The organism is Sulfitobacter sp. CW3, assembly GCF_019392245.1.
GTDB lineage: Bacteria > Pseudomonadota > Alphaproteobacteria > Rhodobacterales > Rhodobacteraceae > Sulfitobacter.
This window is the reverse complement of record NZ_JAHXRL010000003.1, coordinates 226018-251164: the sequence shown is the minus strand read 5'-3', so window position 1 is coordinate 251164 and position 25147 is coordinate 226018. Positions and strand designations below refer to the sequence as shown.

The window sequence follows — 25147 nt, the reverse complement described above, 5'->3', positions numbered from 1 at the left end:
CGGATATATGCAAGACGATCCAACTGTACCAGATGGCACCGAAAATGAACCTGTGGCGGATGCCGTCGCAGGCAATTGGGTTGATCGTTTTGCGCCCGCCTCTACCCGCCCCTATCTGCGGCTTAGCCGTGCAGACCGCCCGATTGGGACGTGGCTTTTGTTGTTGCCATGTTGGTGGGGTCTGATGCTGGCCATGCTGTCAGATCAGCAACCTCGCTGGTTTGATCTGTGGATTTTTATCGGCTGCGCCTTCGGCGCATGGCTGATGCGCGGGGCGGGCTGCACATGGAATGACATCACCGACCGCGACTTTGATGCGCAGGTGGCACGCACGCGTTCCCGCCCGATCCCGTCAGGGCAAGTCAGCGTAAAAGGCGCGGTCGCATGGATGGTTGCGCAGGCCCTGATCGCATTTTTCATTTTGCTTAGCTTTAACTACGCTGCAATTGCCTTGGGCATTCTGGCGCTCTTGCCGGTTGCGATCTATCCGTTCGCCAAGCGTTTTACGTGGTGGCCTCAGGTATTTCTGGGCATCGCCTTCAACTGGGGCGCATTGCTGGCATGGACTGCGCATACCGGATCGCTGGGTGCCCCTGCGGTCGTTCTTTATATGGCTGGCATCGCCTGGACGCTTTTTTATGATACAATCTATGCGCATCTCGACACCGAAGACGATGCCTTGATCGGGATTAAATCCACGGCGCGGCTGTTTGGCGACGAAACACCGCAATGGATGCGCCGTTTTCTGGTGGCGACCGTCGGGCTGATGGGGGTGGCAGTTATCTTTGCCCTACGCGACAACGACTCGTTTCTGGCGATGGTTCTCGCAATAGCGGGACCATGGGCAATGGGCTGGCATATGACGTGGCAATTGCGCGGCTTGGATATCAACAATAACGATAAGTTGTTAAAGCTGTTTCACGTTAACCGCGATACTGGCATAATTCCGCTGTTATTTTTCGCGGCGGCACTGCTGGTCTGATTGCACAGATCGGCCCCCACGCGTATCACCTTGTTTAACATTAACGATCTCAGAAATGAACTTATGCGTTTGTCTGCCATTCTGATCATCGCGCTGACATTTTCAGTCGCTGCAACGCTTTCCCTTGTTGCGGCTAATTTCTCGGTCAAATTGATCGAAGACAACTCTGAAATCGCCGTCCGCAACGTGCTGGATGAACAAGACATGTCATGGGCAGAAGTCGAGGCAGACGGGCTTCAGGTTGCACTGTCTGGAACCGCCCCAAACGAGGTTGTTCGCTTTAACGCGCTGAGCGCTGCGGGAACGGTGGTCGACGCGGCGCGTGTGATTGATCAGATGGCTGTGGAGTCACAGGCAGCAATCGCAGCCCCACGGTTTTCGGCTGAAATCCTGCGCAACGATTCCGGCGTGTCGATCAGCGGCTTGATCCCGACCACCACGGACCGCGACGCTGCCATTCAAAGTTTTAACGCTATGGCCGGCAAGGATCATGTCGCCGATTTTCTTGAATCTGCAAACTACCCGTCCCCGCATGGTTGGGAAGACGCGTTTGGCTTTGCCATTTCGGCGATGGCAAAACTGCCCCGCGCCAAAGTGTCGGTATCCGCAGGGCGTGTGATCATCACAGCAATCTCTGACAGCGCAGAGGCCAAGGCACGTCTGGAAACACAGCTCCGCCGCGCGACCCCGCCCGGTTTGAATGTGACATTGAACATTTCGGCCCCGCGCCCGGTCATCACGCCTTTTACCCTGCGTTTTCAGATCAGCGAAGAAGAGACCGATTTCGACGGATGTAGCGCCGACACCGAAGCGGCACGCGATCAGATTCTTAATGCTGCGGTAAAAGCAGGTGCCCCCGAAGGACAACGCTGCACCGTGGGCATGGGTGTGCCAACGCCGCGTTGGGCCGATGCCGTTGAAACTGCGATTGCAGCGCTTTCCAAGATTGGTGGCGGGTCGGTCAGTTTTGTCGATGCCGACATTCACCTGATCGCAAAAGAAGGCACCGATCAGGCGCTTTTCGATCGCGTGATTGGCGAACTTGAAACCTCGTTGCCGGATGTTTTCGCCCTGACAGCGACACTGCCCGTTGCATCCGACCCCAACGCAGGGCCACCGGAATTCGTCGCAACCTTGTCACCAACAGGCGATGTGCAATTGCGTGGCCGCCTTAGCGATGACGCTTTGCGCAACTTGGCCGACAGCTATGCCAAGGCCAAGTTTGGATCCGACAAGGTCTATACCGCTGCCCGCATCGTTGATGATCTGCCCAGTGATTGGCCCACACGCGTGTTGTCCGGGCTTGATGCCCTGTCAAAGCTGGCAAACGGTACCGTCATTGTCAGCCCGGACGCCATTCGCGTCACGGGCAATACCGGCAACCCCGATGCCGGCTCTCAAATCGCGACCTTACTGGCCGGCAAGCTGGGCGAAGGCCAGGACTACGATGTTGCCGTTGTGTATCAAGAGCGGCTTGATCCTGTGCTTGGCCTGCCGACCCCCGAAGAATGCGAAGCCCAGATTGGTGCCGTGATTGCCAAGGGGAAAATCACCTTTGAACCGGGCAGCGCCACCATTGACGCATCCGCCTTGGGGACGATGGATCAGATTGCTGAAATTCTGAAAGAATGCGGCGGTATCGCGCTTGAGGTCCAAGGGTATACCGACAGCCAAGGCCGGGAGGAAATGAACCTTGCTCTGAGCCAGTCACGCGCCCAATCGGTACTGAATGAACTGCGTGCCCGCCGCGTGCTGACAGCATCATTTGTCGCAAAGGGATTTGGCGAAGAAAACCCGATTGCGTCGAACGGGACCGAAGAGGGCCGCGAAGCCAACCGCCGGATTGAGTTCCGGCTGATCCCTCAAGAAACAGACGAAACAACGCTGGAAAACGCCGAGGATACAGGCGATACAAAGCCCGACGCATCAACGACCACGCAGGAAGGCAACTGACATGAGCAGAACCGAGTTTATTATCGCCACTGCAATTGTCCTGTTCGTCGCCTTTAGTCTGGGCTGGTTTGCCAACTGGCTGTTGCACCGTTTTACACGGGTTGCCGCTGGCGATGTTGCCGAACTTGACCGGATGAGCCAGGAACTGCACGAAGCCGAAGAAACCCGCGATCAGGCGATCACCTATCTACAGCAACGCGAGGCAGAGCTGACCAACCAGCTTAGCCAGACCGAGGCGGAATTGCGTGCGGCAATGGATGGTTTGCGCGACGCGCGTCACGAGGCCGAAGAAATGCGCGCCTATATCGAACGCGAACAGCCCGACTGATTACCAGCGCGCCAGCGCGTCTTCATCCTCGTCTTTGGATGCAACCCATTCCGACCCGTTCTTGGTGATCTCACGCTTCCAGAACGGCGCACGGGACTTCAGATAATCCATCAGGAATTCGGCGGCCTCAAACGCATCCTTGCGGTGCCGTGCTGCTGTCGCAACCATCATGATCATTTCACCGGGCACCAACGTGCCATAGCGGTGAATAACCAACGCATCACCCAGTGAAAACCGCGCGATTGCCTGTTCAGCCATGCCGCGCAACGCCCGTTCCGTCATACCGGGATAATGCTCGATCTCCATCGCTTGCAACGGGTCATCGGGCAGATCGCGCACAATACCTGTAAAGGTCACGATCGCGCCCATGTCTGTGTGACCGCGCGCAAAATCGGCCGATACAGCACCCAGATCAAAGGCCTCCAGCTGAACCGAAATATGCATCTCAGCCCCCGGTCATCGGTGGGAAAAACGCAACCTCGCGCACACCGGCCAAAGGCGCGTCAAAATCAACAAGCTCTTGATCTACGGCGACCCTAAGGCTGCTAAGATCCGAGAACGCCAACGCATAGCGTTCTTCCCGCGCCCGCAACTCTTCCACCAGATCCATCACTGTCGCAGCAGCTGTTTCAATCTGTTCACGCGGCAAACCGATGCGTTCACGCACCCAGGCGAAATACAGAACGTCCATCACTTCGGCTCCGTCAAATGTGGCAAGGCCTTGCGCAGATAATCAACGCCGGTAATCGCGGTCAGGGCGGCAGCGATCCACAACAGAACAAGCCCGACAAAACCGGCCCATATCTCAAGGTCCAGATCGACGCCGGTCAACTCGTGCTCAAGCCCGATCCCTGTCACCTCGCCCGTGATCATATCTACGCCCATGTCGGATATCCCAAAGTAATGCTCGAAAACACCTTGGCTGAATAGAACCGCAATCGCGACCATCTGCGCGGTGGTCTTCCATTTGGCAAGCTTGGTGACCTTCAACGTCCCTGACACATCCCCCAGAAACTCCCGCAAACCGGATACGAACACTTCACGAAACAAGATCACAGTCGCCGGCAAAACAAGCCACGGCGACCAACTTGAAAATGCGACGATCACCATCAATGCAATCACCACCATCGCCTTGTCGGCAATCGGGTCCAACATCGCACCCAGCTTGGTTTCCTGCTTCCATGCGCGGGCAAGATAGCCATCAAACCAATCTGTCACGGCTGCCGAGATAAACAGCAGCATCGCAAATACGTCCGCATAGGGCCGTGACAGAAACAAAAACAGCACGGCAATACCGGGCGCTGCGATCAGACGTAGTAACGTCAAGGTATTCGGGATATTCCACTTCATTTCCGCACTCTACAGCGCGAACCAGCGAGGGGGAAGCACCAAGATATCGTATTCATTTTGCCGAATAAACTCCCCGCGGAGCGTCCGCGCCCCTAAGACAGGAACAGCCGTGGCTGCCTGATCAGCCCCGTTCGTGAAAGAACGCGTAAATTCGTTCCGCCAATGCTCGAGACACGCCATCAACCGCCAACAGATCGCTCAGGTTCGCGCGGCCCACGGCCTTGGCTGACCCGAAATGCGCCAGCAAAGCGCGCTTGCGTGCCGCACCTACGCCGGGCACATCGTCCAGCGGCGTTGCGCCCACGGCTTTGGCTCTCTTGGCCCTGTGTGTCCCAATCGCAAAGCGGTGCGCCTCGTCGCGCAAGCGCTGAATGAAATACAGCACCGGATCGTTATGCCGCAGGGCCATGGGGCGTTTACCGACACGGTAGAATTCTTCCTTGCCGGCATCACGATCGATACCCTTGGCAACGCCCACCATCGGGATGTCCTCTACCCCGTATTCGCGCATGATCGACGCAACCGCACTGACCTGCCCTGCCCCGCCATCAATCAGCAGCAGCTCGGGCCACATGCCCAGCTTGCGGTCGGGATCTTCTTTCAGCAGCCGCTTGAACCGGCGCGTCAGCACCTCTTTCATCATGCCAAAGTCATCCCCCGGCGTCAGGTCTTCGCCGCGAATGTTGAACTTGCGGTACTGGTTTTTCATCATCCCGTCAGGTCCGGCAACGATCATCCCCCCCACGGCATTGGTGCCCTGAATATGCGAGTTGTCGTAAACCTCGATCCGCTGCGGCGGGCCGTCCAGATCAAACGCTTCCGCGAGCCCTTTTAGCAGGTTCGTCTGGGTTGCGGTCTCGGCCATCTTGCGCGCAAGGGATTCGCGCGCATTGCGCAAGGCACCATCCACCAGTTCGGCCTTTTCGCCCCGTTGGGGCACCAGCAGTTCGACCTTGCGACCCAGCTTGCCTGACAGGGCATCCGCCATCAGATCCATGTTCTCGATCTCGTTTGACAGGATCAACTGGCGGGGCGGTTCGCGGGTGTCATAGAACTGGCCGATAAAGGCCTCTAGAACCTCGGCGGCGTCCACATCCGGGCCGACGCGCGGATAATAGTCACGGTTGCCCCAGTTCTGGTTCGCCCGGATAAAGAACACTTGAACACACGCCTGCCCCTGCGCCATGTGCAAGGCGATGATGTCAGCCTCGGACACCCCTTGCGGGTTGATCCCCTGCGCCGTCTGCACCTGTGTCAGCGCCTTGATCCGGTCGCGCAACGCGGCCGCGCGTTCAAACTCCATCTCTTCTGACGCCTTGGCCATTTCGGCGGCAAGCCTGCCTTGGATGTCCGTGGATTTACCATTCAGAAACTTCTGCGCGTCCTGAACGGTTTTTTGGTATTCCTCGGGGCTGATCTTGCCCACACACGGGGCCGAGCACCGTTTGATCTGATGTTGCAAACACGGACGCGTCCGGCTTTCGAACATCGCATTAGAACAGTCGCGCAACAAGAACACCCGCTGCAACTGATTCAGCGTGCGGTTCACAGCCCCGGCACTGGCAAAGGGCCCGTAATAGCTGCCCTTTTCCTTCTTCGCGCCGCGATGCTTTTTAATCTGCGGATAGTCCTGATCGTCGGTAACGAGGATATTGGGAAAGCTTTTATCGTCGCGCAGCAGAACGTTAAATTTGGGCTTCAGCTGCTTGATCAGATTCTGTTCCAGCAGCAACGCTTCGGTTTCGGTTTTGGTCGTCAGAAACATCATCGACGCGGTGTTCGATATCATCCGCGTGATGCGTCCCGAATGCCCCGATGGCCGCGCATAGTTGCTGACCCGGGCCCGCAGGTTGCGCGCCTTGCCCACGTATAAAACCCGGCTTTCGGAATCCAGCATGCGGTACACCCCCGGAGACCCATCAATGGTCTTCAGGTAGCCTTGGATGACCTCGTAACCGGTCTTGGGTGTTTCAGATATATCCGTCATCGATTCGCTAATCTCTGGCTCTCGTGCTGCAATGGTTGGGCATCAGGGACAAGGTGAAACATACCCCCGACTCCTGTGGATAACCTTGCAGATAACTTTCTGCGAAGTCGTGTTTTCCCTTGTTTTCAGCGGACTTCCACCGAATGCCTACTTTTTAGGCGCTCGCCCAAATGCCTGTAATTACGCCACATTTTAGTCATGACCACCCAAACTACTGAAAACACGACATTATTTGTTACAGATTTGTAAACACACATGACAAAGTGCAAAACTTTCTTGGTCGGGTCTACTCAAACCCTTGTGCTTCCGGCGTTTTCCACACCAGATGCTCGCCTCCGTCCGTGCACAATAGCTGCCCTGTGACCGATGATGCGTCGATAAAATAGCCAAGCGCCGCCGTGATATCGTCAGGGTTCGCCCCGCGTTCCAAAATCGCCCGCTTTCGCTGTTTTGCAAAAATCTCGGCGGTTTGATGGGTGCCTTGCAGCGTCGGGCCCGGACCAATCGCGTTGACCCTGATGGCCGGGGCCAAGGCCTGCGCTGTGGTCTGTGTCATCGCCCACAGCCCCATTTTGGCAATGGTGTAGGTCATGAATTCGGGGGTCAGATTGCGGACCCGCTGATCCAGCATATTCACAATCAATCCGCGCGCTTTTGGTTCGCCATTTTCGTCGGTCAGTGGGGTAAGGTCCTGCCGCGCCATGGCTTGGGTCAAGATGAACGGCGCGCGCAGGTTGCTGCCGATATGACGGTCCCAGCTCTCGGATGTTGCGGTGGTGATCCTGTCGTCTTCGAATATCGACGCGTTATTCACCAAACAGGTAATCGGCGCGCCCAGTGCTGCCACCGCACGCGAGAACAGGCTTTGTGTCTCATCCTCGTTCAACAGATCGGCCTGAACTGCAACGCCGCGCTGGCCCATCGCCTTGAGCGCGGCAACAACGTCATCTGCGCCCTTGGAGGATGTATTGTAGTGCACAGCGACATCATAGCCGCGCGCGCCCAGATATAGCGCCATCGCACGGCCCAGCCGCGCACCGGCCCCCGTTACCAATGCAGTCTTCATCATGCGGCCTTTCTCAGATCAGAATAGCGCCTAGGTACAGCACATATAGTCCGCACAGCACGATACCCCAAACCCGTGTGATATCGCGGCGCAAATACACAAAGGGGATCAGCAGCAAAGACGCGCCTAACATCACCCAAAAATCAAAGCGCATAAACTGCGGATCAACTTCAATCGGGCCAACCAGACTTGCCACGCCGATAATGCCCAACAGGTTGAACATGTTCGATCCGATGACATTGCCCAATGCCACATCCGCCTGACGGCGCAATGCGGCCATGACCGTTGTTGCAAGCTCGGGTAGGGACGTGCCGATCGCAACAAGGGTCAAACCGATGACCGTGTCACTGATGCCGTATGCCCGCGCGATCACCGATGCATTGTCCACCAACAGGCCCGCACCCAACGGCAGCCCGACCAAGCCCAAGACAAGGAAAACGGCGATGCGCCAGCCCGGCATATCGGGGTCTGCCCCTTCGGGTTCTTCAACACCGGCCGCGCACATGCCTTTGCTATCGCGGCGGTGCTTTCGTGTGTCGCAGACCGCATCGAACAACACATAGACAAGACACGCCAGCAAAACGAACCCAGCATAGGCATCATATACCCCACGCAGGGCCAATAGGATAAAGATGACCGATGCAGCGATCATCATATTAAATGTCTTACGTGTGTTGCATTCCGATGTGTGCATCGTCGCCAAAAGCGCGGGCACCCCAAGCACCAACAAAATATTGGCAGTGTTGGACCCGACAACATTCCCAAGCGCGATGCCCGGCGCATCGTCCAAGATGGCTTTGATTGAAATCAGCAGTTCCGGCGCAGAGGTTCCGAATGCCACAATCGTCAAACTGACAATCAAGGCCGGCACGCCCAAACGTAGCGACAGGTTCACCGCACCTTTAACCAGGGCGTCGCCTGCCAAAAGCAGGATCACCAGCCCCAGAATACTTAGTAGCCATGGCATGATCATCCGCTTTTACCCCTACAGCCACAGGGGCCTTTACCAATGCGATAACGACCGCAGAACTGACACTTTGATTGATTGAACCGTTTACCGCCCAGCCAGTGCATTTTACCGAACCAGGCAAGTACACCCATAGCGACCAGAAACAGCAGTACGATCTTAAGAACCATATTTATAGGCCGAACTTCGAATAGGCAGCGCGTTCTTCGATGTTGTCAACGGCATCGCCGATAATCTGCGCACCAAAGCGCGACAACAGACCTTTTTTGCTGCCATAGCGTGCGAATTTTACTTTGTCGCCAAACCGTTCTTTTAGCATGGGGTTCAGATGGCCGATGCCATCGATCAACCCTAGTTCGGTGGCGCGTTTTGCCAGCCAGATCTCGCCTGTGAACAGATCCGTGTCTGTATCCAGCTTGTCGCCGCGCCGTTCTTTGACGTGGTCGATGAAATTGGTGTGAATGTCGCCTAACAAGGCCTTCAACCGGTCAACATCTTCGGCCTTTTCGGGGCGAAACGGGTCAAGCATCGATTTCGACTGCCCAGCCGTATAGACACGGCGTTCGATACCGTAGCGGCTGATCAGTTCGTTCACCCCGAAGGAGGACGAGATCACACCGATTGATCCAACAATCGAACTTGGGTCGCCGTAAATTTCATCCGCCGCCGCCGCCAGCCAATAGCCACCCGAAGCGGCCACATCTTCGACGAACGCAATGACGGGAATGTCTTTTTCCGCAGCCAGCCGTCTGATCCGGCCCCCGATCAAGGACGACTGCACCGGGCTACCGCCTGGAGAGCTGATCTCAAGAGCGACCGCCGCTGGTTTCCCGCGACGGAATGCTTTTTCAAGGACGGGTCCGATGCTTTCGTCGGTCAGACCGGTCCGGCCACGTCCGCCGATCACGCCAGACAAACGGACGACCGCCACGACTGGATGCGACGCCATAAAGGGAATGTATTTTCTCATACTCTTCCATGTAGAATGCGTTTCGTTCTCAAACAAGGAGGACCTCGCGATAGTTATTGCCTAATCCGCCACCCAGTGCGGAAAATCCACCAAATCACAGCAAGGCACAGCGCGGTGAAGCCCGCAATCGCGAAAAGGCTGGTGAGGATCGGCACATCGGCTGCCCCAAAGAAGGACCAGCGGAACCCCGAGATCAGATAAACAACCGGGTTAAAGTGCGAGATCACCTGCCAGACCGGCGGCAACATCGAAATCGAATAAAACGACCCGCCAAGGAAAACGAGCGGCGTGATGATCAACAACGGCACCAGTTGAAGCTGTTCAAAATTGCCGGCCCAAATCCCGATAATAAAGCCGAACAGGGAAAAGCTGACACAGGTCAGCACCAAGAACACAACCATCCAAACAGGGTGTTGGATCGTGATATCGACAAAGAAAAACGCCGTGGCCAGAATGATAACTCCGATAAACAACGCCTTGGTCGCAGCGGCCCCGACATAGCCCAGAACGATCTCGATAAAATTGACCGGCGCGGACAGCAGCTCAAACACGGTGCCGATGAATTTGGGGAAATAGATACCAAAAGACGCGTTCGAAATCGACTGCGTGATAACGCTCAGCATGATCAAGCCCGGTACGATAAACGCCCCATAGCTGATGCCTTCGACCTCTTGGATGCGGCTGCCGATCGCGGCCCCGAAGACGACAAAATATAGCGATGTCGACAAAACCGGCGATACAAAGCTTTGGGTGATCGTCCGGAAAAAGCGGGTCATTTCGAATTTATAGATGGATGAAACAGCGATCCAGTTCATACCGCACCCTCCTTTACAAGATCCACAAAGATGTCTTCCAGACTGCTTTGAGACGTTTCAATATCGGTCAACACAAGGCCAGCCGCCGCAACATCGGACAGCAATTTGGTGATGCCAGTGCGTTCGGCCCGCGTGTCATATGTGTAGATCAGGCTTTCACCATCGGGCGACAGCGCCAGCGTATCCGAGGTCAGGCTGGCGGGCAGCGCGTCAATCGGCTTGGACAGTTGCACGGTAAGTTGCTTTTTACCCATGCGCGCCATCAGCTTGTCTTTGTCCTCGACCAGCAGCAATTCACCGTGGGCGATCACGCCGATACGGTCTGCAATCGCTTCCGCTTCCTCGATGTAGTGGGTGGTCAGGATAATCGTCACGCCGTCTGCTTTCAGCTCGGCCACGATCTCCCACATGTCGCGGCGCAATTCGACGTCGACGCCTGCCGTTGGTTCATCCAGAAACAACACACGCGGATCATGGGCAAGCGCCTTTGCAATCAACACGCGGCGCTTCATGCCGCCTGACAATGCCCGGATCTGGGTATCTTTTTTATCCCATAGCGACAGCTGCTTGAGGATCTTCTCTAACGCCGCGGCATTTTTGGGCTTACCAAATAATCCACGCGAGAAGCGGACTGTGCTCATCACCGTCTCGAACGGCTCTAGGTTGATTTCCTGGGGCACCAAACCGATCATCGAACGGGCCGCGCGGTAATCCAAAACAGTGTCATGGCCGCCCACTTTGACCGACCCACCGGTCGCAGTGGTGATGCCACAAACTGTTGAAATAAGGGTCGTTTTCCCCGCGCCATTCGGACCAAGAAGGGCCAGAATCTCGCCCTTCTTGATGTTTAGCGTGACGCCTTTTAGGGCCTCGAAACCGTCGCTATAAGCTTTGCGCAAGTCATGGATTTCGACAATATCTGGCATCAAAGCCTCCGGATAATTTTTTCCGGACGCTAAACTGATTAGAGCCGAGATAACAGGGGGCTAGTTCAGGACTTTTCCCGACCGAACCAACCTTTCTTTTTAGGTGCGTCCGCCGCGACATCTTCGCCGTCCGCCGCATCCGCATCGGCAGGCCCTTCAAGGGTTTCTTGCAGGTTGTTGAAAAACTGATCGGCCATTTTCTTGGCAAAGCCGTCAATGATCCGGCTGCCAAGCTGCGCCAGCTTGCCGCCGACTTTGGCCTCGACGTCATAGGTTAATTCGGTGCCGCCATCCTTGGCCGATAACCGGACATCTGCACCGCCCTTGGCAAAGCCCGCAGCGCCGCCTTTGCCCTCGCCGCTGATCGTCAGCGATTGCCCCGGCACCAGATCGGTCATTGCCACCTGCCCCTTAAAGGTTGCCTTCACGGGGCCGACCTTTTGCACCACGGTCGCCTCAAAGCCGTCTTCGGGCGATCCGGTCACTTCGGTCGCGCCGGGCACACATTTGATCAGCATATCGGGGTCCAGCAATGCTGCGTACACCTCTTCTGGGCTGGCGGCGATCTGGCGCGTGTCTGACATTTGCATTGGCGTATCCTCCTGGGGCGATATTTCCACCAGCCTAGCGCAGTTGCGATGCGGACGCCAAGATGGAAACACGCTGGACAGGATGTGTGTAGCTGATAGGTCTGCGATATGAATGCAAATGCACACAGCCAATCCAGCGCAGCCATCGCCTTTATCTTTGCGGGAGTATTCGCAATTTCGATCAACGACATGCTGATCAAGCAATTGTCGGGTGGCTATCCTTTGCATGAAATCGTCTTTGCACGCGCCTTGATCGGTATCCTGTTCGGCCTTGGCTTGGTTCAGCTCGAGGGCGGATGGCGCATTTTGAAAACCTCGCAGTGGCACTGGCATGTGTTGCGCGGGTTGTTCGTCGTGATCGCCAATATGACATTCTTTCTGGCCTTGGCCGCCCTACCCTTGGCCGATGCGACCGCGCTGTTTTTTGTGGCGCCGCTGTTTATCACATTACTGTCGATCCCGATCCTTGGCGAAAAAGTAGGCATCATGCGCTTAAGCGCCGTGGCGGTTGGTTTTTTAGGGGTCATTATTATGCAGCGCCCATGGGCGAGCGCAGACAGTTTGCAAGCCTCGCGGCTGGTGCTTTTGCTGCCGGTTGTGGCGGCGCTGACCTATGCGTTGAACCAGCTGATGACCCGCAAGCTGGGCGTGCACAGCAAGGCATCGGCGTTGGCCATCTATATTCAAGGTACGTTTCTGGTCGTCTCGATCGGGTTTTTTCTGGTCGCGGGCGATGGCCGCTTTGCCACCGACGACAGTGCGCCCTCGATGCTGTTCTTGCTGCGCGAATGGGTCTGGCCGGCGCGGGGCGACATCTTGGTGTTTTTGGGTCTTGGCCTGAACGCCGCGGTGATCGGCTATTGCCTAAGCCAAGCATACCGTATCGCCGATGCAGCCACCGTTGCACCGTTCGAATACATCGGCCTGCCATTGGCCGTGTTCTGGGGCTTGGTGATCTTTGGCGACATGCCCGTATGGGAAGTGTGGGTCGGCATCGCGTTGATCTTGGGGTCGGGGCTGTTCGTGTTTTTGCGCGAACGTCAAAAGGCCCGCGCGTCCTTGCGCGCCCAACCCACGCGCGGCCTTTAGCCAGACACGCGCACAATGACCTTGCCGGTTGCCTTGCGGGTGCGCAGCAGGTCCAGCGCCTCGTTCGCCTGTTCCAACGGCAAGACATGGCTGACATGGGGTTTCAACTGCCCCGCCACATACCAGTCAATCAGCGTTCTAAAGCTGTCGGTTAGCACCTTGGGGTTAAATTTCTTGTAGCCGCCCCAGAACAGACCGAGGATATTCAGGTTCTTTACCATGACGATATTCGCCGGGATCTGCGGCACCTCGCCCGATGCAAACCCAAGCGGCAGTAACCGCGCCTCGGGATTACAGGCGCGCATGGCAGCCTTGAACTGGTCGCCGCCAATCGGGTCATAGACCACATCAGCCCCACCCAGCGATTTGACGACCTCGCGAATGTCATCAACTTCGGAATCGATCAGATGATCCGCACCCGCCGCGCGGCAGATATCAAGCTTGGCCTGACCACGGGCACAGGCGATCACTTCGGCCCCCATCAGTTTGCCCAGCTCGACCGCCGTAAGGCCCACACCGCCCGATGCGCCCAGCACCAGCAGACGTTCGCCGGGCTGCAACCGCGCCTTATACTCTAGCGCCACGTGGCTGGTCCCGTAAGCTATCAGAAAGGCGGCCGCGTCGACGGCGTTCATCTCATCCGGGATTGCCACGCAGATGTCGGCGGGCACCACAGCATATTCCGCCAATCCGTGAAAACCGCTGTAGGCCGCGATGCGCTGGCCCTTTGCGACGCCCTGCACCCCCTTGCCTACCGCAGTCACGGTGCCTGCCAGTTCCATCCCCAAGGTGAACGGCAGCGGTGGCTTTTCCTGATAGGTCCCCTTGATCAGCAGCAGATCGCCAAAGTTCAAACCGCAGGTTTCAACCTTGACCAAGACTTCTCCCGGGCCAGGCATCGGCATCTCAAGGTCTTGCATCTTGAGAGGCTGATCATAGGCGGTGACTTGCATAGCGCGCATGGGGAAAATCCTTGGATTGGTCTGTCGATAAAGCTGGGCGCAAAAGGGCCAGAGGATCGGCGGTTTTGCAACCCCGTCCGCTGGGCCGCTGGCAATCAGCGCGATTACCTTGCGTTACGGCACAATCGCCAGCCGGATCGCATAGGCGACAATACCAAGGGCCAGCACGCTCAGCACCCAAATCAGGACGAACCAGCCGGTTCTTGAAAGCCAGTTTTCCCCCATCAGTGGTATCCTTCGGCGGGATTGATCTTACCGCGGAACACCCAATAGGTGTAGGCAGTGTAGGACAGGATCATCGGCAACAACACCAAGGTGCCGACCAGCGCGAACTTCAGACTGCTGTCGGGTGCCGCCGCTTCGGCGATGGTCAATGATGGCGGCACGATATGCGGGTAAAAGCTGATACCGATCCCGATAAAGCCAAGCACGAACAAGGCAAGGGCACATAGGAACGGCGTCACATCCCAATGACGTCGCAGGCCGTGGAACAGCCCATAGATTGCAACCGCGACCAGCGCGGGCACAAGAAACGTAAAGATCGCCGTAGGGAATGCGAACCAGCGGGCGTAATATTCGCCATCCAGAAACGGTGTCCAAATGCTGAAAATGCCCATGAACACCACCGTGGCAATCGCAAAGGGCCACGCCAGCCGACGCATGTGGGTTTGAATGCGGCCCTCAAGTTTCATGTTCAGCCAAGTGGCACCCAGCATGGCATAGCCCATCGTCACCGCAACGCCGGTCAGGATAGAGAACGGCGTCAGCCAATCCCACCAACCGCCCGCATAGGCACGGTTTTCAATCTCGATCCCCTGCACCAGCGCGCCCAAGGCGATGCCCTGACAGAAAGCCGCAACGAAAGACCCGCCAAAGAACGAGATATCCCAAAGCCCTTTCCACCGTGTCGTCCGCCAGCGATATTCAAACGCCACACCGCGAAACACCAGCCCCAGCAGCATCAGGATGATCGGCATGTAGAGCGCAGGCATAATCGTGGCATAGGCCAGCGGAAAAACCGCGAACAATCCGCCACCGCCCAACACCAGCCAGGTTTCGTTGCCGTCCCAGATCGGCGCGACCGAATTCATCATCAGGTTGCGTTCTTCTTCGTCCTTGGACAGCGGGAACAGCAGGCCGACGCCCAGATCAAACCCGTCAAGGATCACGTAGATCAAAACTGACAGCGCGATGAGCCCCGCCCAGATGAAAGAAAGTTCAAGTCCAAACATGGTGTCTCTCCTATTCCGCTGGGCGCTGGTTTTTGTGGCCTTCATGCGCGACTTGGGTTGTGCCCGCAGCCCGGATTGGTCCGTCCGTAATGTCGTCACTGGCACCAACCTTGGGCCGTTTCCCCATCAAACGCAGGATATAATAGACGCCCGCGCCAAAGACGAAAAAGTAGACGATGATAAACGCGGTAAGCGACGCGGCAACGGCTGGTGCGCCAACCGGTGCAAGGCTGTCCGAGGTCCGCAAAAGGCCGTAAATCGTGAACGGCTGCCTGCCGACTTCGGTGGTGATCCACCCGGCCAGAACCGCAACAAATCCCATCGGCCCCATCAAGATGGCCGCGCGGTGCAGCATCGGGGTGGCGTGCAATTTACCGCGCCACCGTGCAATCGCACCCCACAGTCCCAAGCCCAGCATCGCAAAGCCAAGCCCGACCATCACGCGGAAGGAAAAGAACACGATGGCCACGGGCGGCTCGTCCTCGTCAGGGATGGTATCCAGACCGGCAAGCGGCGCGTTCAAATCATGCTTGAGGATCAGCGACGATAGCTTGGGCACCTCGATTGCATAATCGACGCGCTTTTCCGCTTGGTTCGGGATGCCGAACAGGATCAGCGGCGCACCGTCGGGGTGGCTCTCAAAGTGACCTTCCATCGCCATGACTTTTGCGGGCTGGTGTTCCAACGTGTTGATGCCGTGGAAATCCCCAGCCGCGATTTGCAGCGGCGTCACAAACAGCAACATCCACATGGCCATTGAAAACATGCGTTGGGATGCCGGGCCTTTGTTGTCTTTTAACAGATGCCATGCGCCGACTGCACCGACCACAAGCGCAGTCGTCAGATAGGCCGCCAGCACCATGTGCAGCAACCGGTAGGGGAAGGACGGGTTAAAGACGATTTTCCACCAATCAAGCGGGATATATTGCCCGACCTCGTTGATGCCGTAGCCCGCTGGCGTCTGCATCCAGCTGTTCACCGACAGAATCCAGGTGGCCGACAGCAATGTGCCAAAAGCCACCATCGCGGTTGCGAACATGTGCAGCCCCGGCCCCACGCGTTTCAGGCCAAACAGCATGATGCCCAGAAATCCTGCCTCAAGAAAGAACGCCGAAAGGACCTCGTAGGCCATCAAAGGTCCGATTACCGGGCCCGCTTTGTCGGAAAACACTGCCCAGTTGGTGCCGAATTGATAGGACATGACGATTCCCGACACGACGCCCATCCCGAATGCCACGGCAAATATCTTTTTCCAGTAATCGAACAGCACCTGATAGGTATCGTCCTTGGTCCACAGCCACAGCGCGTTCAGAACGGCCAGAAAGCTGGCCAACCCGATCGAGAATGCCGGAAAAATGATGTGAAACGAAATGGTAAAGGCGAATTGGACCCGCGCCAAAACCTCGGCTGAAAACCCGTCTAGCATATCAAACCTTTCGTCATTGAACGCAAAGGAGCACCTTTGCATTTATTAACTTAGATCTAATCTAAATCCTGGCCAGTGTCACAATATCAAATTGCCGCAGGTGAAGGCGTCTGAAATTCAATCCTGACTTTCAAGCCCGGCGCATTGTCCAGTAACGTTAAACTTCCGCCGTGCAGCTTCACCACCCCCTCGACCAAGCTTAGGCCCAAACCGTTGCCGGGCGTGTGCCTGCTGCGGTCCAGCCGGTACAGACGGCGCACCACGTTTTCACGCTCGGATGCTGGAATACCGGGGCCGTTATCCGCGACCTCTAACACCGCGTGGCCTGCGTTTTGCTCAAGGTTTACCGTGATCTCACTGCCCCTAGGCGTGTGGCGCATGGCGTTTTCCACCAGATTAGCCAGCACCTGCCCCAACAGGTTTTTGTCGCCCAACACCTGAACCGTTTGGGGGGGAACAGTGCATACCAACGACTGGTCATTGGCAAAGGCCGCAGGTTCGTAAACCTCAGTCATCGTCTGGCAGAGCTGGTTCAGATCGACGGGTTTGAAATGCGCCTTGGGCGATCCGGTTTCAACCGAGGCAATCTGTAGCAACGACTGGAACACCGATGCGATGCCCGCAACCTCGTCTTGGGCCTTGCCCAGCAACACGCCTTCGTCCGATGTGGGCGGGACGGTGCGGGCCAGATCATCCAGATGCACGGCGACCCGTTGGATCGGGGTTTTCAGATCATGCGCAATATCCGATGATACCTGCCGCAACATCTGGGTTTGCGCCTCTTGCGCGCTGGCCATCTGGTTTAGCTTGCCACCGATGCGGACCAAATCATCGGCCCAACGCGGCCCCATTGTCACCCGCGCCGACAGATCGCCATTGGTCAGATCATCCAGCATCCCGCCGATGACCTCAACGTGGCGTTTGCTGCGCCGCGCAAGGTATAACCCGCCTGACAAAGCAATCAGAACGGTTGGCAACAGACTGAGCAACAGGATGTTAAAGAACACAACCCGCAGCGCTTCGACTTGGGCAAGGCTGCGTGCGACGGTCAGCTGCCCGCCATACAGCCTGATGGTCAGGGACAAATAATCACCATCATATTCTGTCCGGCTCTCGGCAAGCGACACGATGTGATAGCCTTCATCGTCGCGCGCGATGGCCCCGTTGCCGAATATCTGTCCGTTCGGCGTGATATAGCTTAGGATCACGCGGCTCGGGTCCGTATCGCGCGATTCAGCATCCACCAGCAGCGAAACCGCCCGCGCATTCGGGGCGGCCCGAAACCCGGCGATATCTTGTTCCAGATCGGCGCGGATAGCCGTTTCAAACGAATTTTGGGTGACCGCATAGCTGGCCAAAAGGCTGATCAAACTGACGGTTGAAAACAGCAGCACCAGCAGCAGCGCCAACCGAACCGGCATGGACCGCCAAAGCTGCCGGATGCGGGCCCTCATGCATCAATCCTGTAGCCGGCACCGCGCACGGTCTGGATCAACTCGCGCTCGAACGGCTTATCCACTTTGGCGCGTAACCGGCTGATGTGGGTTTCAACGACATTTGTCATGGGATCGAAACTGATGTCCCATACGGCCTCTAGCAGCATGGTGCGGGTCTGCACCCTGCCCTTGCGGCGCAGCAGATGTTCCAACAAAGCAAATTCGCGCGGCAGCAGATCAATGTTTTGACCGGCACGCGTGACCTTGCGCGTGATCAAATGCATCTCAAGGTCACCTGCGCGCAGAACGGTTTCCTGTTCCAGCGCCTGCGGGCGGCGGGCCAATGCCGCGACCCGCGCCGACAGCTCGCCAAAGGCAAACGGCTTGACCAGATAATCATCCCCGCCCGCATTCAATCCGCTGATCCGGTCATCCACACTGCCCATCGCAGTCAGAAACAACACCGGCGTGGTATTGCCCGCCCCCCGCAATGTCTTGACCAGCGTCAGCCCGTCGACCTCTGGCAGCATCCGGTCGACGATCAGCACATCATAGCTGCCTGACGTTGCCTGAAACAGCCCTTCGCGGCCTTCCGTCACCAAATCAACCGTGTGCCCCTCTTCGCGCAAGCCGCGTGCGATATAGGTGCCGGTGGTGGCATCGTCTTCTACTACAAGCAGTTTCATTTCATCCGTTCCGTCTGAGCCATGCCACGGCGATACCCTAAAATCCGACGTCTGGCAGCCCTGCAAAGCAATCTAACAGATTTGTATATGGGGCAAAAACACCCTGTAACAACGGGCTGCCATTTGGGTCTCATACCGATGATGTAAGGAAGCAAACATGACATCTCTAATGAAATCACCCCGCCGCGCGATGCCATTTGTATTGGCCGCTGCTTTGGCGTCGACCTCTCTTGTGGCGATTGCACCGACCACCGCATTGGCTGTCCCCGCTGGCGGATATGCCGATCTGGTTGAAACCATATCCCCTTCGGTCGTGTTTATCGAAGTTACAGGAACCTCCACAAAACCCGCCCAGCAAATGGAAATGCCCCAAGGTATGCCCGAAGAACTGCGCAAGCGGTTTGAACAGATGATGCCCGGCCAAGGTGCCGAGGCGCAGCCTGTTCACGGTCTTGGGTCCGGCTTTATAATTTCGACCGACGGTCAGATCGTGACCAATAACCACGTGGTCGAAGGCGCGGACAAGGTAACGGTCAAACTATCGGACGGGCGCAGCTTTGAGGCCAAAGTGGTGGGCAACGACCCTTTGACAGATATTGCCCTGCTGAAAATCGAAACTGATGTTGATCTGCCCGCCGTGAAATTCGGATCGTCCGACAGCATGCGCGTGGGCGACGAAGTCGTGGCGATGGGCAACCCCTTTGGCCTTGGCGGTACAGTGACCACCGGTATCATCTCGGCCAAATCGCGCAACATCAACGCGGGTCCTTATGATGATTTCATCCAGACTGACGCGGCGATCAACCGTGGCAATTCCGGCGGCCCGCTGTTCAACAACGCTGGCGAAGTGATTGGCGTGAACACCGCGATCCTGTCCCCCGGTGGCGGGTCGGTCGGTATCGGCTTTTCCGTGCCGTCCGATCTGGTGTTGGATATCGTCGCCGATCTGGCCGATGACGGTGCGATCACACGCGGTTGGCTGGGCGTTCAAATCCGTCCGATGACCGACGAAGTTGCCCAAGTTCTTGGCTATGACGCGCCCAAAGGGGCCGTGATCGAAGCCATTAGCGACGATAGCCCCGCGCAAAAAGCCGGGCTGAAAAAGGGCGATATCATCTTGTCGTTCAACGGCACCGCCATTGACGAGCTGCGCGATCTAACCCGCGCTGTGGCGGACACAGACCCTGATCAAACGGCTGATGTGGTCGTTTTGCACAGGGGCAAGGAAGTGACCCGCGCCGTCAAGATCGGCACCTTGGCCGCAAAAGACGCATAACCGAGCTGCTGGCGGGCTTCCCCTCGCCCGATCAGGCAGCCACACGCCCCGCCTAAATGCCCCGATAGATAATCTATCGGGGCATTTTTTCGGTTTAAATGGTCGCTTCGAACAGCTTGCGCAGGTTATCGGCGGTCAATTTCACCGGATTACCGCCGCAAGACGGGTCCTCCAGTGCCATGGCGACCAGATCATCCATACGATCCGCGGTCACGCCCATTTCAGACAGTTTGCGCGGAATGGCAAAGCTGTCGTTGAATTCCTGAACAAAGCTGCGGAACCCGTCATAGCCGCCATCAATCCGCAGATATCCAGCCGCGCGATCAAACCGTTCGCGGATCATGCTTTCGTTCAGGTCCAGCACGGCAGGCATACACACGGCGTTGGTGGTGCCGTGGTGGGTGTTGAACACCGCCCCGATCGGGTGGCTCATCGCGTGGATCGCACCCAACCCTTTTTGAAAGGCCGTGGCCCCCATCGCCGCGGCTGACATCATCTGCGCACGCGCCTCGATATCGGTGCCATCCGCATAGGCGCGGGGCAGATAGTCGATGACCAGACGCATCCCCTCAAGCGCGATACCTTGGCTCATGGGGTGGTAAAACGGGCTGCTAAACGCCTCGACACAGTGGGCAAAGGCATCAAGACCGGTGCCCGCCGTGATGTGTTTCGGCATCCCGACTGTCAACTCGGGGTCACAGATCACGACCGTTGGCAGAACCTTGGGGTGAAAAATGATCTTTTTCACGTGGGTTTCAGAGTTGGTCAGCACCGACGCGCGACCGACCTCTGATCCGGTGCCAGCCGTTGTGGGCACGGCGATGATCGGCGCAATGGCGTCTGCATCGGCGCGCGTCCACCAATCACCCACATCCTCGTAATCCCAAACGGGGCGCGTCTGGCCCGCCATAAACGCAATCATCTTGCCCAGATCAAGGCCCGATCCGCCGCCAAAGGCGATCACGCCGTCATGGCCACCGTCACGGTACACCTGAAGCCCTGCGGCAAGGTTAATCTCGGTCGGGTTGGCGTCGACTTCGGAAAACATCGCACGGCCAAGACCTGCGGCCTCGAGCAGATCAAGCGTGTTTTTGGTGATGTCCATCGTGGCCAAACCTTTGTCGGTCACCAGCAATGGCTTTTTGATACCAACGGCCGCGCAGGCCTCGCCGATCTCGGAAATACGGCCCGCACCAAAACGCATCGCGGTGGGGTAGGACCAGTTGTTTTTCAGCTCCATAGGATCAAGCCTTTTTAAGGTGGTAAGATTTGGGACGCGTCAGCGCCTGAAAGCCAAGCACGGACAATCCTGTGCCTTGGCCGGTGTCTTTGCAGCCTGTCCAGCACAATGCGGGATCAAGGTAATCGCAGCGGTTCATAAACACCGTGCCGGTTTCCAGCTGCGCGCCGATCGCGTCAGCGGCGTCGGCGTCCTTGGTGAAAATCGCAGCGGTCAGACCGAACTGGCAATCGTTCATCAACGCAATCGCTTCGGCGTCGTCCTTGACCGGCATGATACCAACCACGGGGCCGAAACTTTCGTCGCGCATGACGCGCATGTTGTGGGTCACGTTCGTCAGGATTTGCGGGGTCAGATAGGCGGCACCGTCATCCTGCGCAAAGGGCTCGATAAGCGCGGTCGCACCGTCGGCCACCGCTTCGGCAATCTGCGCACGCACTTCGGCGGCAAAGCGGACGTTGGCCATCGGACCAATGGTGGTTTCCTGCTCCAACGGGTTTCCAAGTTTCAGGGCATTTACCCACGCCACCGCTTTTTCGACGAATGCATCATACAGGCTTTCGTGGACATAAATCCGTTCGATCCCGCAGCAACATTGGCCAGCATTGAACATCGCGCCGTCCATCAACCCGTCAACCGCCGCATCCACATTCGCGTCTGCCCGCACGTAACCGGGATCCTTGCCGCCCAGTTCGGTCGCGACGGGGGTGAATGTGCCTGCTGCGGCCACTTCCATGGCCTTGCCGCCACCGACCGAACCGGTGAAATTGACGAACCCGAACTGGCGTTCAGCAATCAGGGCCGATGTGGTGTCGTGGTCCAGAAACACGTTCTGGAATACATGCTCGGGAATGCCTGCGGCGTGGAAGGCTTCGGCCAGACGTTCACCCACCTGCAAGGTTTGCGTGGCGTGTTTCAGCACAACGGTGTTGCCCGCGATCAATGCAGGGGCAACGGTGTTGATCGCCGTCATGTAAGGATAGTTCCAAGGGGCCACGACCAGCACAACGCCGCGCGCCTCGCGGGTGATTTTGCGTGTGGCTTTTTCGCTGTCTTCGATGATCATGGGGGCCAGCGCCTGTTCGGCGATGTCGGCCATATAGCTGGCACGTTCGTTGAACCCGCCGAATTCACCGCCATAGCGGACGGGGCGACCCATTTGATGGGCCAGTTCAACTGCCATGCGGTCTGTCGTTTTGCCGACCTCGGCGATGGCGGCGCGTACCAGATCAATACGTTCGGCCAACGGGCGTGCAGCCCACAGAACCTGCGCCGATTTCGCCTGCGCACATACGTCACGGGCAGCATCCAGCGACAGGACAGGGCGTTCCAGATAAACCGATCCGTCAATCGGTGAGATACATTTCAGGGTCTTTGTCATTGCTTATGCTCGCTCAAATCCGCGGTTAATTTCCCAGTCGGTTACGACCTTGTCGTATTCCTCCTGCTCCCATTCGGCTGCGCGGGTGTAATGGTCAACGACATCGTCGCCAAGGGCCTCGCGCAGCATAGCAGAGTTGCGCAAAGTTTCAGTTGCAGCCCGCAAGGTGCGCGGGATTTCGGTCACGCTTGCGTCTTCATAGACATCGCCCATTGTGGGTTCTTGCAGGGGCAGCTTTTCCTCGATCCCCTTGAGACCCGCCGCCAGCAAAACAGCCTGCGCCAGATAGGGGTTCAGGTCCGATCCGCCGATGCGACATTCAACGCGAATGCCCTTGGTGCCATCGCCACAGAGCCGGAAACCGGCGGTGCGGTTATCAACGGACCAAACAGTTTTCGTGGGCGCAAAGGTGCCTTTGGCGAACCGTTTGTAGCTGTTGATGTAGGGGGCCAGAAAATAGGTAAATTCAGGCGCGTACTTGATCAGCCCCGCCATGAAATGCCCCATCAACTCGGACATGCCCAGCTTGGCGTCTTTGTCGAAAAACGCAGGTGTGCCGTCTTTCCACAGCGACATATGCACGTGGCTGGACGATCCGACCTTATCCGCCGACCATTTTGGCAGGAACGATGCCGAGAACCCCTGCTGAAAGGAAATTTCCTTGGTCGCCTGTTTCGCAATCGTGTGGTTATCCGCGCAATCAAGGGCGGCGGCATAGCGGATGTTCAGCTCTTGCTGGCCGGTCTCGGCCTCGCCCTTGGTGCATTCAATCGGCACACCTGCGGCAACCAGATGGTTGCGCAACGGTTGTAGGAACGCTTCCTCTTTGGACGTTTGGAACAGGCAGTAATCCTCGTTATGGCCATTCAGTGGCACGAGGTTTGCGTATTTCTCTTTCTGGAGAGTGCGGTAATCGCCCTCGAACAAAAAGAACTCAAGCTCGGTCGCCATCATCGCGTCAAAGCCCAAGGCATCGAGCCGCGCAATCTGCTTTTTCAGCATCGAACGGGGCGAATGGGGCACGGGTTCATGGGTGTGGTGATCAAGGACATCACCCAGCACCAGAACGGTTTTATCCAGCCATGGTACCTGACGCATTGTCGACATATCGGGGCGCAAAACATAGTCACCGTAACCGGTTTGCCAACTGGTCGATGCGAACCCTTCGGGTGTGGACATCACGAGATCGGTGGCCAGCAAGTAATTGCAGCAATGGGTTTCCGTGTGAGAATGGTCGATGAAATTGGTGACGTGGAAACGCTTGCCCATCAGACGGCCCTGCATGTCGACAAGGGCCACCAATACGGTGTCGACCTCGCCGTTATCGGCCATTTCCCTGAGCGTATCGAATGTTAAGTTGCCCATGTGCAGACGTTCCTTTTGCATGTGTGAGGGCGGCACAACCGCGCCGCCCCGTTTATCGTGATTTTAGAAGCGATCAGCCAAAGGTATAGGGCGGGCCCGCTTTCGATGTCACTTCGTTATAGTCGCGGAAAATCTGGACGATCTTCGCGGCGGTTTCGCCTTCCTCGGCCATCTCGTCCCAGAACTTGACGGCTGCCTCTTCGACGACCTTCCATTCTTCCTGCGGGACCGATGTCAGCTTCAGCTTTTCGCCGGACGCGCGCAAACGCGCCTCGCCGCCCCAATACCACTGGTTGCGGTAGGTGTGGCTTGCCTCGATTGCGGACGACACGATCTGCTTCAGGTGATCGGGCAGCTCTGCCCATTTCTCGGCGTTCACAAAGAACGACCCGATCCATGCACCCGAAATGTTGTTGGTGCAGAAATAGTTGGTCACATCGGCCCAGCCCACGGTGTAGTCTTCGGTGATGCCCGACCACGCCATACCGTCCAGCTCGCCTGTTTGAACGGCAACTTCGGCGTCCTCATAAGGGATGTTCACCGGAACAACACCAAACTGCGACAGGAAACGGCCAGCAGTCGGGAAGGTATAGAGCTTCAGACCGTCCATATCGGCAAGCGATGTGATCGGTTTGACGGTGTTAAAGTTGCACGGATCCTGACCCGCAGCAGACAGCCAATGCACGCCAACCTTGGCGTATTCCTCGCGCCAGATGTCAGCCAGACCGTATTGGTTGAACAGCACAGGCACGTCCAACGCGTGTTTGGTCGCCAGCGGGAAATACCCGCCAAAGGACCGCACAGGTGTTGGCGACGCCATGGAATCGTCGTCCGAATGCACGCCATCAATGGTGCCGCGCTGCAACGCTTGGAACAGTTCGCCAGTTGGTACGATCTGGTCGGCGTAGAACAATTCGATCTCAAGCTCGCCCTGGCAAGCCGCGTTGATCGCATCAATGGCGGGTTTTGTTACTTCTTCACCAAGGGCCGCACCGGCATAGGTTTGAAAGCGCCAGCGGATCGGTTCCTGCGCGTGCAGGATCGATGGTGTGGCAATGGCTGCGGGACCTGCAATTGCGGCCCCCTTAAGAAACTTACGTCTAGTTGTCATCTGACATAC

At 57.2% G+C, this 25147-nt stretch carries 25 protein-coding genes; 5 read left to right on the top strand and 20 right to left on the bottom strand.

The genetic code is table 11. From position 1 onward, the window contains the following. Nucleotides 1–7 precede the first annotated feature (7 nt). The 3 genes from ubiA (at nt 8) to KZZ06_RS08090 (ending at nt 3263) form a co-directional block, all read left to right on the top strand. Nucleotides 8–982 (top strand): 4-hydroxybenzoate octaprenyltransferase, encoded by a 975-nt coding sequence (gene ubiA / locus KZZ06_RS08100; RefSeq protein WP_219579529.1) that lies wholly within the window; start codon nt 8–10, stop codon nt 980–982. 63 nt (nt 983–1045) lie between these two features. Then, nucleotides 1046–2935, top strand: a complete 1890-nt coding sequence (locus tag KZZ06_RS08095; protein WP_219579528.1) for an OmpA family protein — start codon at nt 1046–1048, stop codon at nt 2933–2935. Between the two features lies 1 nt (nt 2936). Beyond that, complete coding sequence (locus KZZ06_RS08090; RefSeq protein ID WP_219579527.1) at nt 2937–3263, top strand: hypothetical protein; 327 nt, start codon at nt 2937–2939, stop codon at nt 3261–3263. Here KZZ06_RS08090 and KZZ06_RS08085 read toward each other — a convergent pair whose 3' ends face one another. The 10 genes from KZZ06_RS08085 to KZZ06_RS08040 form a co-directional block, all read right to left on the bottom strand. Then, a complete protein-coding gene (locus KZZ06_RS08085) occupies nt 3264–3707 on the bottom strand; it encodes a molybdenum cofactor biosynthesis protein MoaE (protein ID WP_219579526.1) in 444 nt (147 codons plus the stop codon). A 1-nt stretch (nt 3708) separates the two neighbouring features. After that, on the bottom strand, nt 3709–3954 hold the full coding sequence (gene moaD / locus KZZ06_RS08080; RefSeq protein ID WP_219579898.1) for a molybdopterin converting factor subunit 1: 246 nt from the start codon (nt 3952–3954) through the stop codon (nt 3709–3711). After that, complete coding sequence (pgsA, locus tag KZZ06_RS08075) at nt 3954–4613, bottom strand: CDP-diacylglycerol--glycerol-3-phosphate 3-phosphatidyltransferase (protein ID WP_219579525.1); 660 nt, start codon at nt 4611–4613, stop codon at nt 3954–3956. The genes moaD and pgsA overlap by 1 nt, the downstream gene beginning before the upstream one ends. 121 nt (nt 4614–4734) lie before the next feature. Next, nucleotides 4735–6600, bottom strand: coding sequence for an excinuclease ABC subunit UvrC (uvrC, locus tag KZZ06_RS08070; protein ID WP_219579524.1), 1866 nt, complete (start codon nt 6598–6600; stop codon nt 4735–4737). A gap of 286 nt (nt 6601–6886) precedes the next feature. After that, complete coding sequence (locus tag KZZ06_RS08065; RefSeq protein ID WP_219579897.1) at nt 6887–7666, bottom strand: SDR family oxidoreductase; 780 nt, start codon at nt 7664–7666, stop codon at nt 6887–6889. A 13-nt stretch (nt 7667–7679) separates the two neighbouring features. Continuing rightward, a complete protein-coding gene (locus KZZ06_RS08060) occupies nt 7680–8633 on the bottom strand; it encodes a calcium/sodium antiporter (protein ID WP_219579523.1) in 954 nt (317 codons plus the stop codon). 172 nt (nt 8634–8805) lie between these two features. After that, nucleotides 8806–9603 carry a S49 family peptidase gene (locus KZZ06_RS08055; protein WP_219579522.1) on the bottom strand — a complete coding sequence of 266 codons (798 nt, stop codon included), beginning with the start codon at nt 9601–9603 and terminating at the stop codon, nt 8806–8808. 53 nt (nt 9604–9656) lie between these two features. Next, the gene (locus KZZ06_RS08050; protein ID WP_219579521.1) at nt 9657–10418 is read right to left on the bottom strand and encodes an ABC transporter permease; all 762 of its coding nucleotides are present in this window, start codon (nt 10416–10418) and stop codon (nt 9657–9659) included. Next, a complete protein-coding gene (locus tag KZZ06_RS08045) occupies nt 10415–11344 on the bottom strand; it encodes an ABC transporter ATP-binding protein (RefSeq protein ID WP_219579520.1) in 930 nt (309 codons plus the stop codon). Before KZZ06_RS08045 ends, KZZ06_RS08050 begins: the two co-directional genes overlap by 4 nt. 65 nt (nt 11345–11409) lie before the next feature. Then, nucleotides 11410–11934 carry a CoxG family protein gene (locus KZZ06_RS08040; RefSeq protein ID WP_219579519.1) on the bottom strand — a complete coding sequence of 175 codons (525 nt, stop codon included), beginning with the start codon at nt 11932–11934 and terminating at the stop codon, nt 11410–11412. A gap of 108 nt (nt 11935–12042) precedes the next feature. Between KZZ06_RS08040 and KZZ06_RS08035 the strand changes: the two genes are divergently transcribed. Continuing rightward, on the top strand, nt 12043–13023 hold the full coding sequence (locus KZZ06_RS08035; protein ID WP_219579518.1) for a DMT family transporter: 981 nt from the start codon (nt 12043–12045) through the stop codon (nt 13021–13023). Here the strand turns inward: KZZ06_RS08035 and KZZ06_RS08030 are convergent. The 6 genes from KZZ06_RS08030 to KZZ06_RS08005 form a co-directional block, all read right to left on the bottom strand. Beyond that, complete coding sequence (locus KZZ06_RS08030) at nt 13020–13985, bottom strand: NADPH:quinone oxidoreductase family protein (protein WP_219579517.1); 966 nt, start codon at nt 13983–13985, stop codon at nt 13020–13022. The genes KZZ06_RS08035 and KZZ06_RS08030 overlap by 4 nt on opposite strands. Before the next feature lie 114 nt (nt 13986–14099). Next, complete coding sequence (locus tag KZZ06_RS08025; protein ID WP_219579516.1) at nt 14100–14210, bottom strand: DUF2474 family protein; 111 nt, start codon at nt 14208–14210, stop codon at nt 14100–14102. Further along, a complete protein-coding gene (gene cydB / locus KZZ06_RS08020) occupies nt 14210–15217 on the bottom strand; it encodes a cytochrome d ubiquinol oxidase subunit II (protein WP_219579515.1) in 1008 nt (335 codons plus the stop codon). Before cydB ends, KZZ06_RS08025 begins: the two co-directional genes overlap by 1 nt. 10 nt (nt 15218–15227) lie before the next feature. After that, nucleotides 15228–16643 carry a cytochrome ubiquinol oxidase subunit I gene (locus KZZ06_RS08015; RefSeq protein WP_219579514.1) on the bottom strand — a complete coding sequence of 472 codons (1416 nt, stop codon included), beginning with the start codon at nt 16641–16643 and terminating at the stop codon, nt 15228–15230. Between the two features lie 86 nt (nt 16644–16729). Then, nucleotides 16730–18097, bottom strand: coding sequence for a HAMP domain-containing sensor histidine kinase (locus KZZ06_RS08010; protein ID WP_219579513.1), 1368 nt, complete (start codon nt 18095–18097; stop codon nt 16730–16732). Further along, nucleotides 18094–18765 (bottom strand): response regulator transcription factor, encoded by a 672-nt coding sequence (locus KZZ06_RS08005; protein WP_219579512.1) that lies wholly within the window; start codon nt 18763–18765, stop codon nt 18094–18096. Before KZZ06_RS08005 ends, KZZ06_RS08010 begins: the two co-directional genes overlap by 4 nt. Nucleotides 18766–18922: 157 nt before the next feature. On the opposite strand from KZZ06_RS08005, the gene KZZ06_RS08000 reads away from it, so the two are divergent. Then, complete coding sequence (locus KZZ06_RS08000) at nt 18923–20041, top strand: Do family serine endopeptidase (RefSeq protein WP_219579511.1); 1119 nt, start codon at nt 18923–18925, stop codon at nt 20039–20041. 94 nt (nt 20042–20135) lie between these two features. Here the strand turns inward: KZZ06_RS08000 and KZZ06_RS07995 are convergent, their stop codons facing one another. From KZZ06_RS07995 to KZZ06_RS07980, 4 genes are all read right to left on the bottom strand, one after another. Next, on the bottom strand, nt 20136–21281 hold the full coding sequence (locus KZZ06_RS07995; protein WP_219579510.1) for an iron-containing alcohol dehydrogenase: 1146 nt from the start codon (nt 21279–21281) through the stop codon (nt 20136–20138). 4 nt (nt 21282–21285) lie between these two features. Then, nucleotides 21286–22662: an aldehyde dehydrogenase family protein gene (locus tag KZZ06_RS07990; protein WP_219579509.1), complete on the bottom strand. Its 1377-nt coding sequence runs from the start codon at nt 22660–22662 to the stop codon at nt 21286–21288. A 3-nt stretch (nt 22663–22665) separates the two neighbouring features. After that, on the bottom strand, nt 22666–24027 hold the full coding sequence (locus KZZ06_RS07985) for a glutamine synthetase family protein (RefSeq protein WP_219579508.1): 1362 nt from the start codon (nt 24025–24027) through the stop codon (nt 22666–22668). 73 nt (nt 24028–24100) lie between these two features. Beyond that, nucleotides 24101–25138 carry a TRAP transporter substrate-binding protein gene (locus KZZ06_RS07980; RefSeq protein WP_219579507.1) on the bottom strand — a complete coding sequence of 346 codons (1038 nt, stop codon included), beginning with the start codon at nt 25136–25138 and terminating at the stop codon, nt 24101–24103. Nucleotides 25139–25147: the final 9 nt, after the last annotated feature.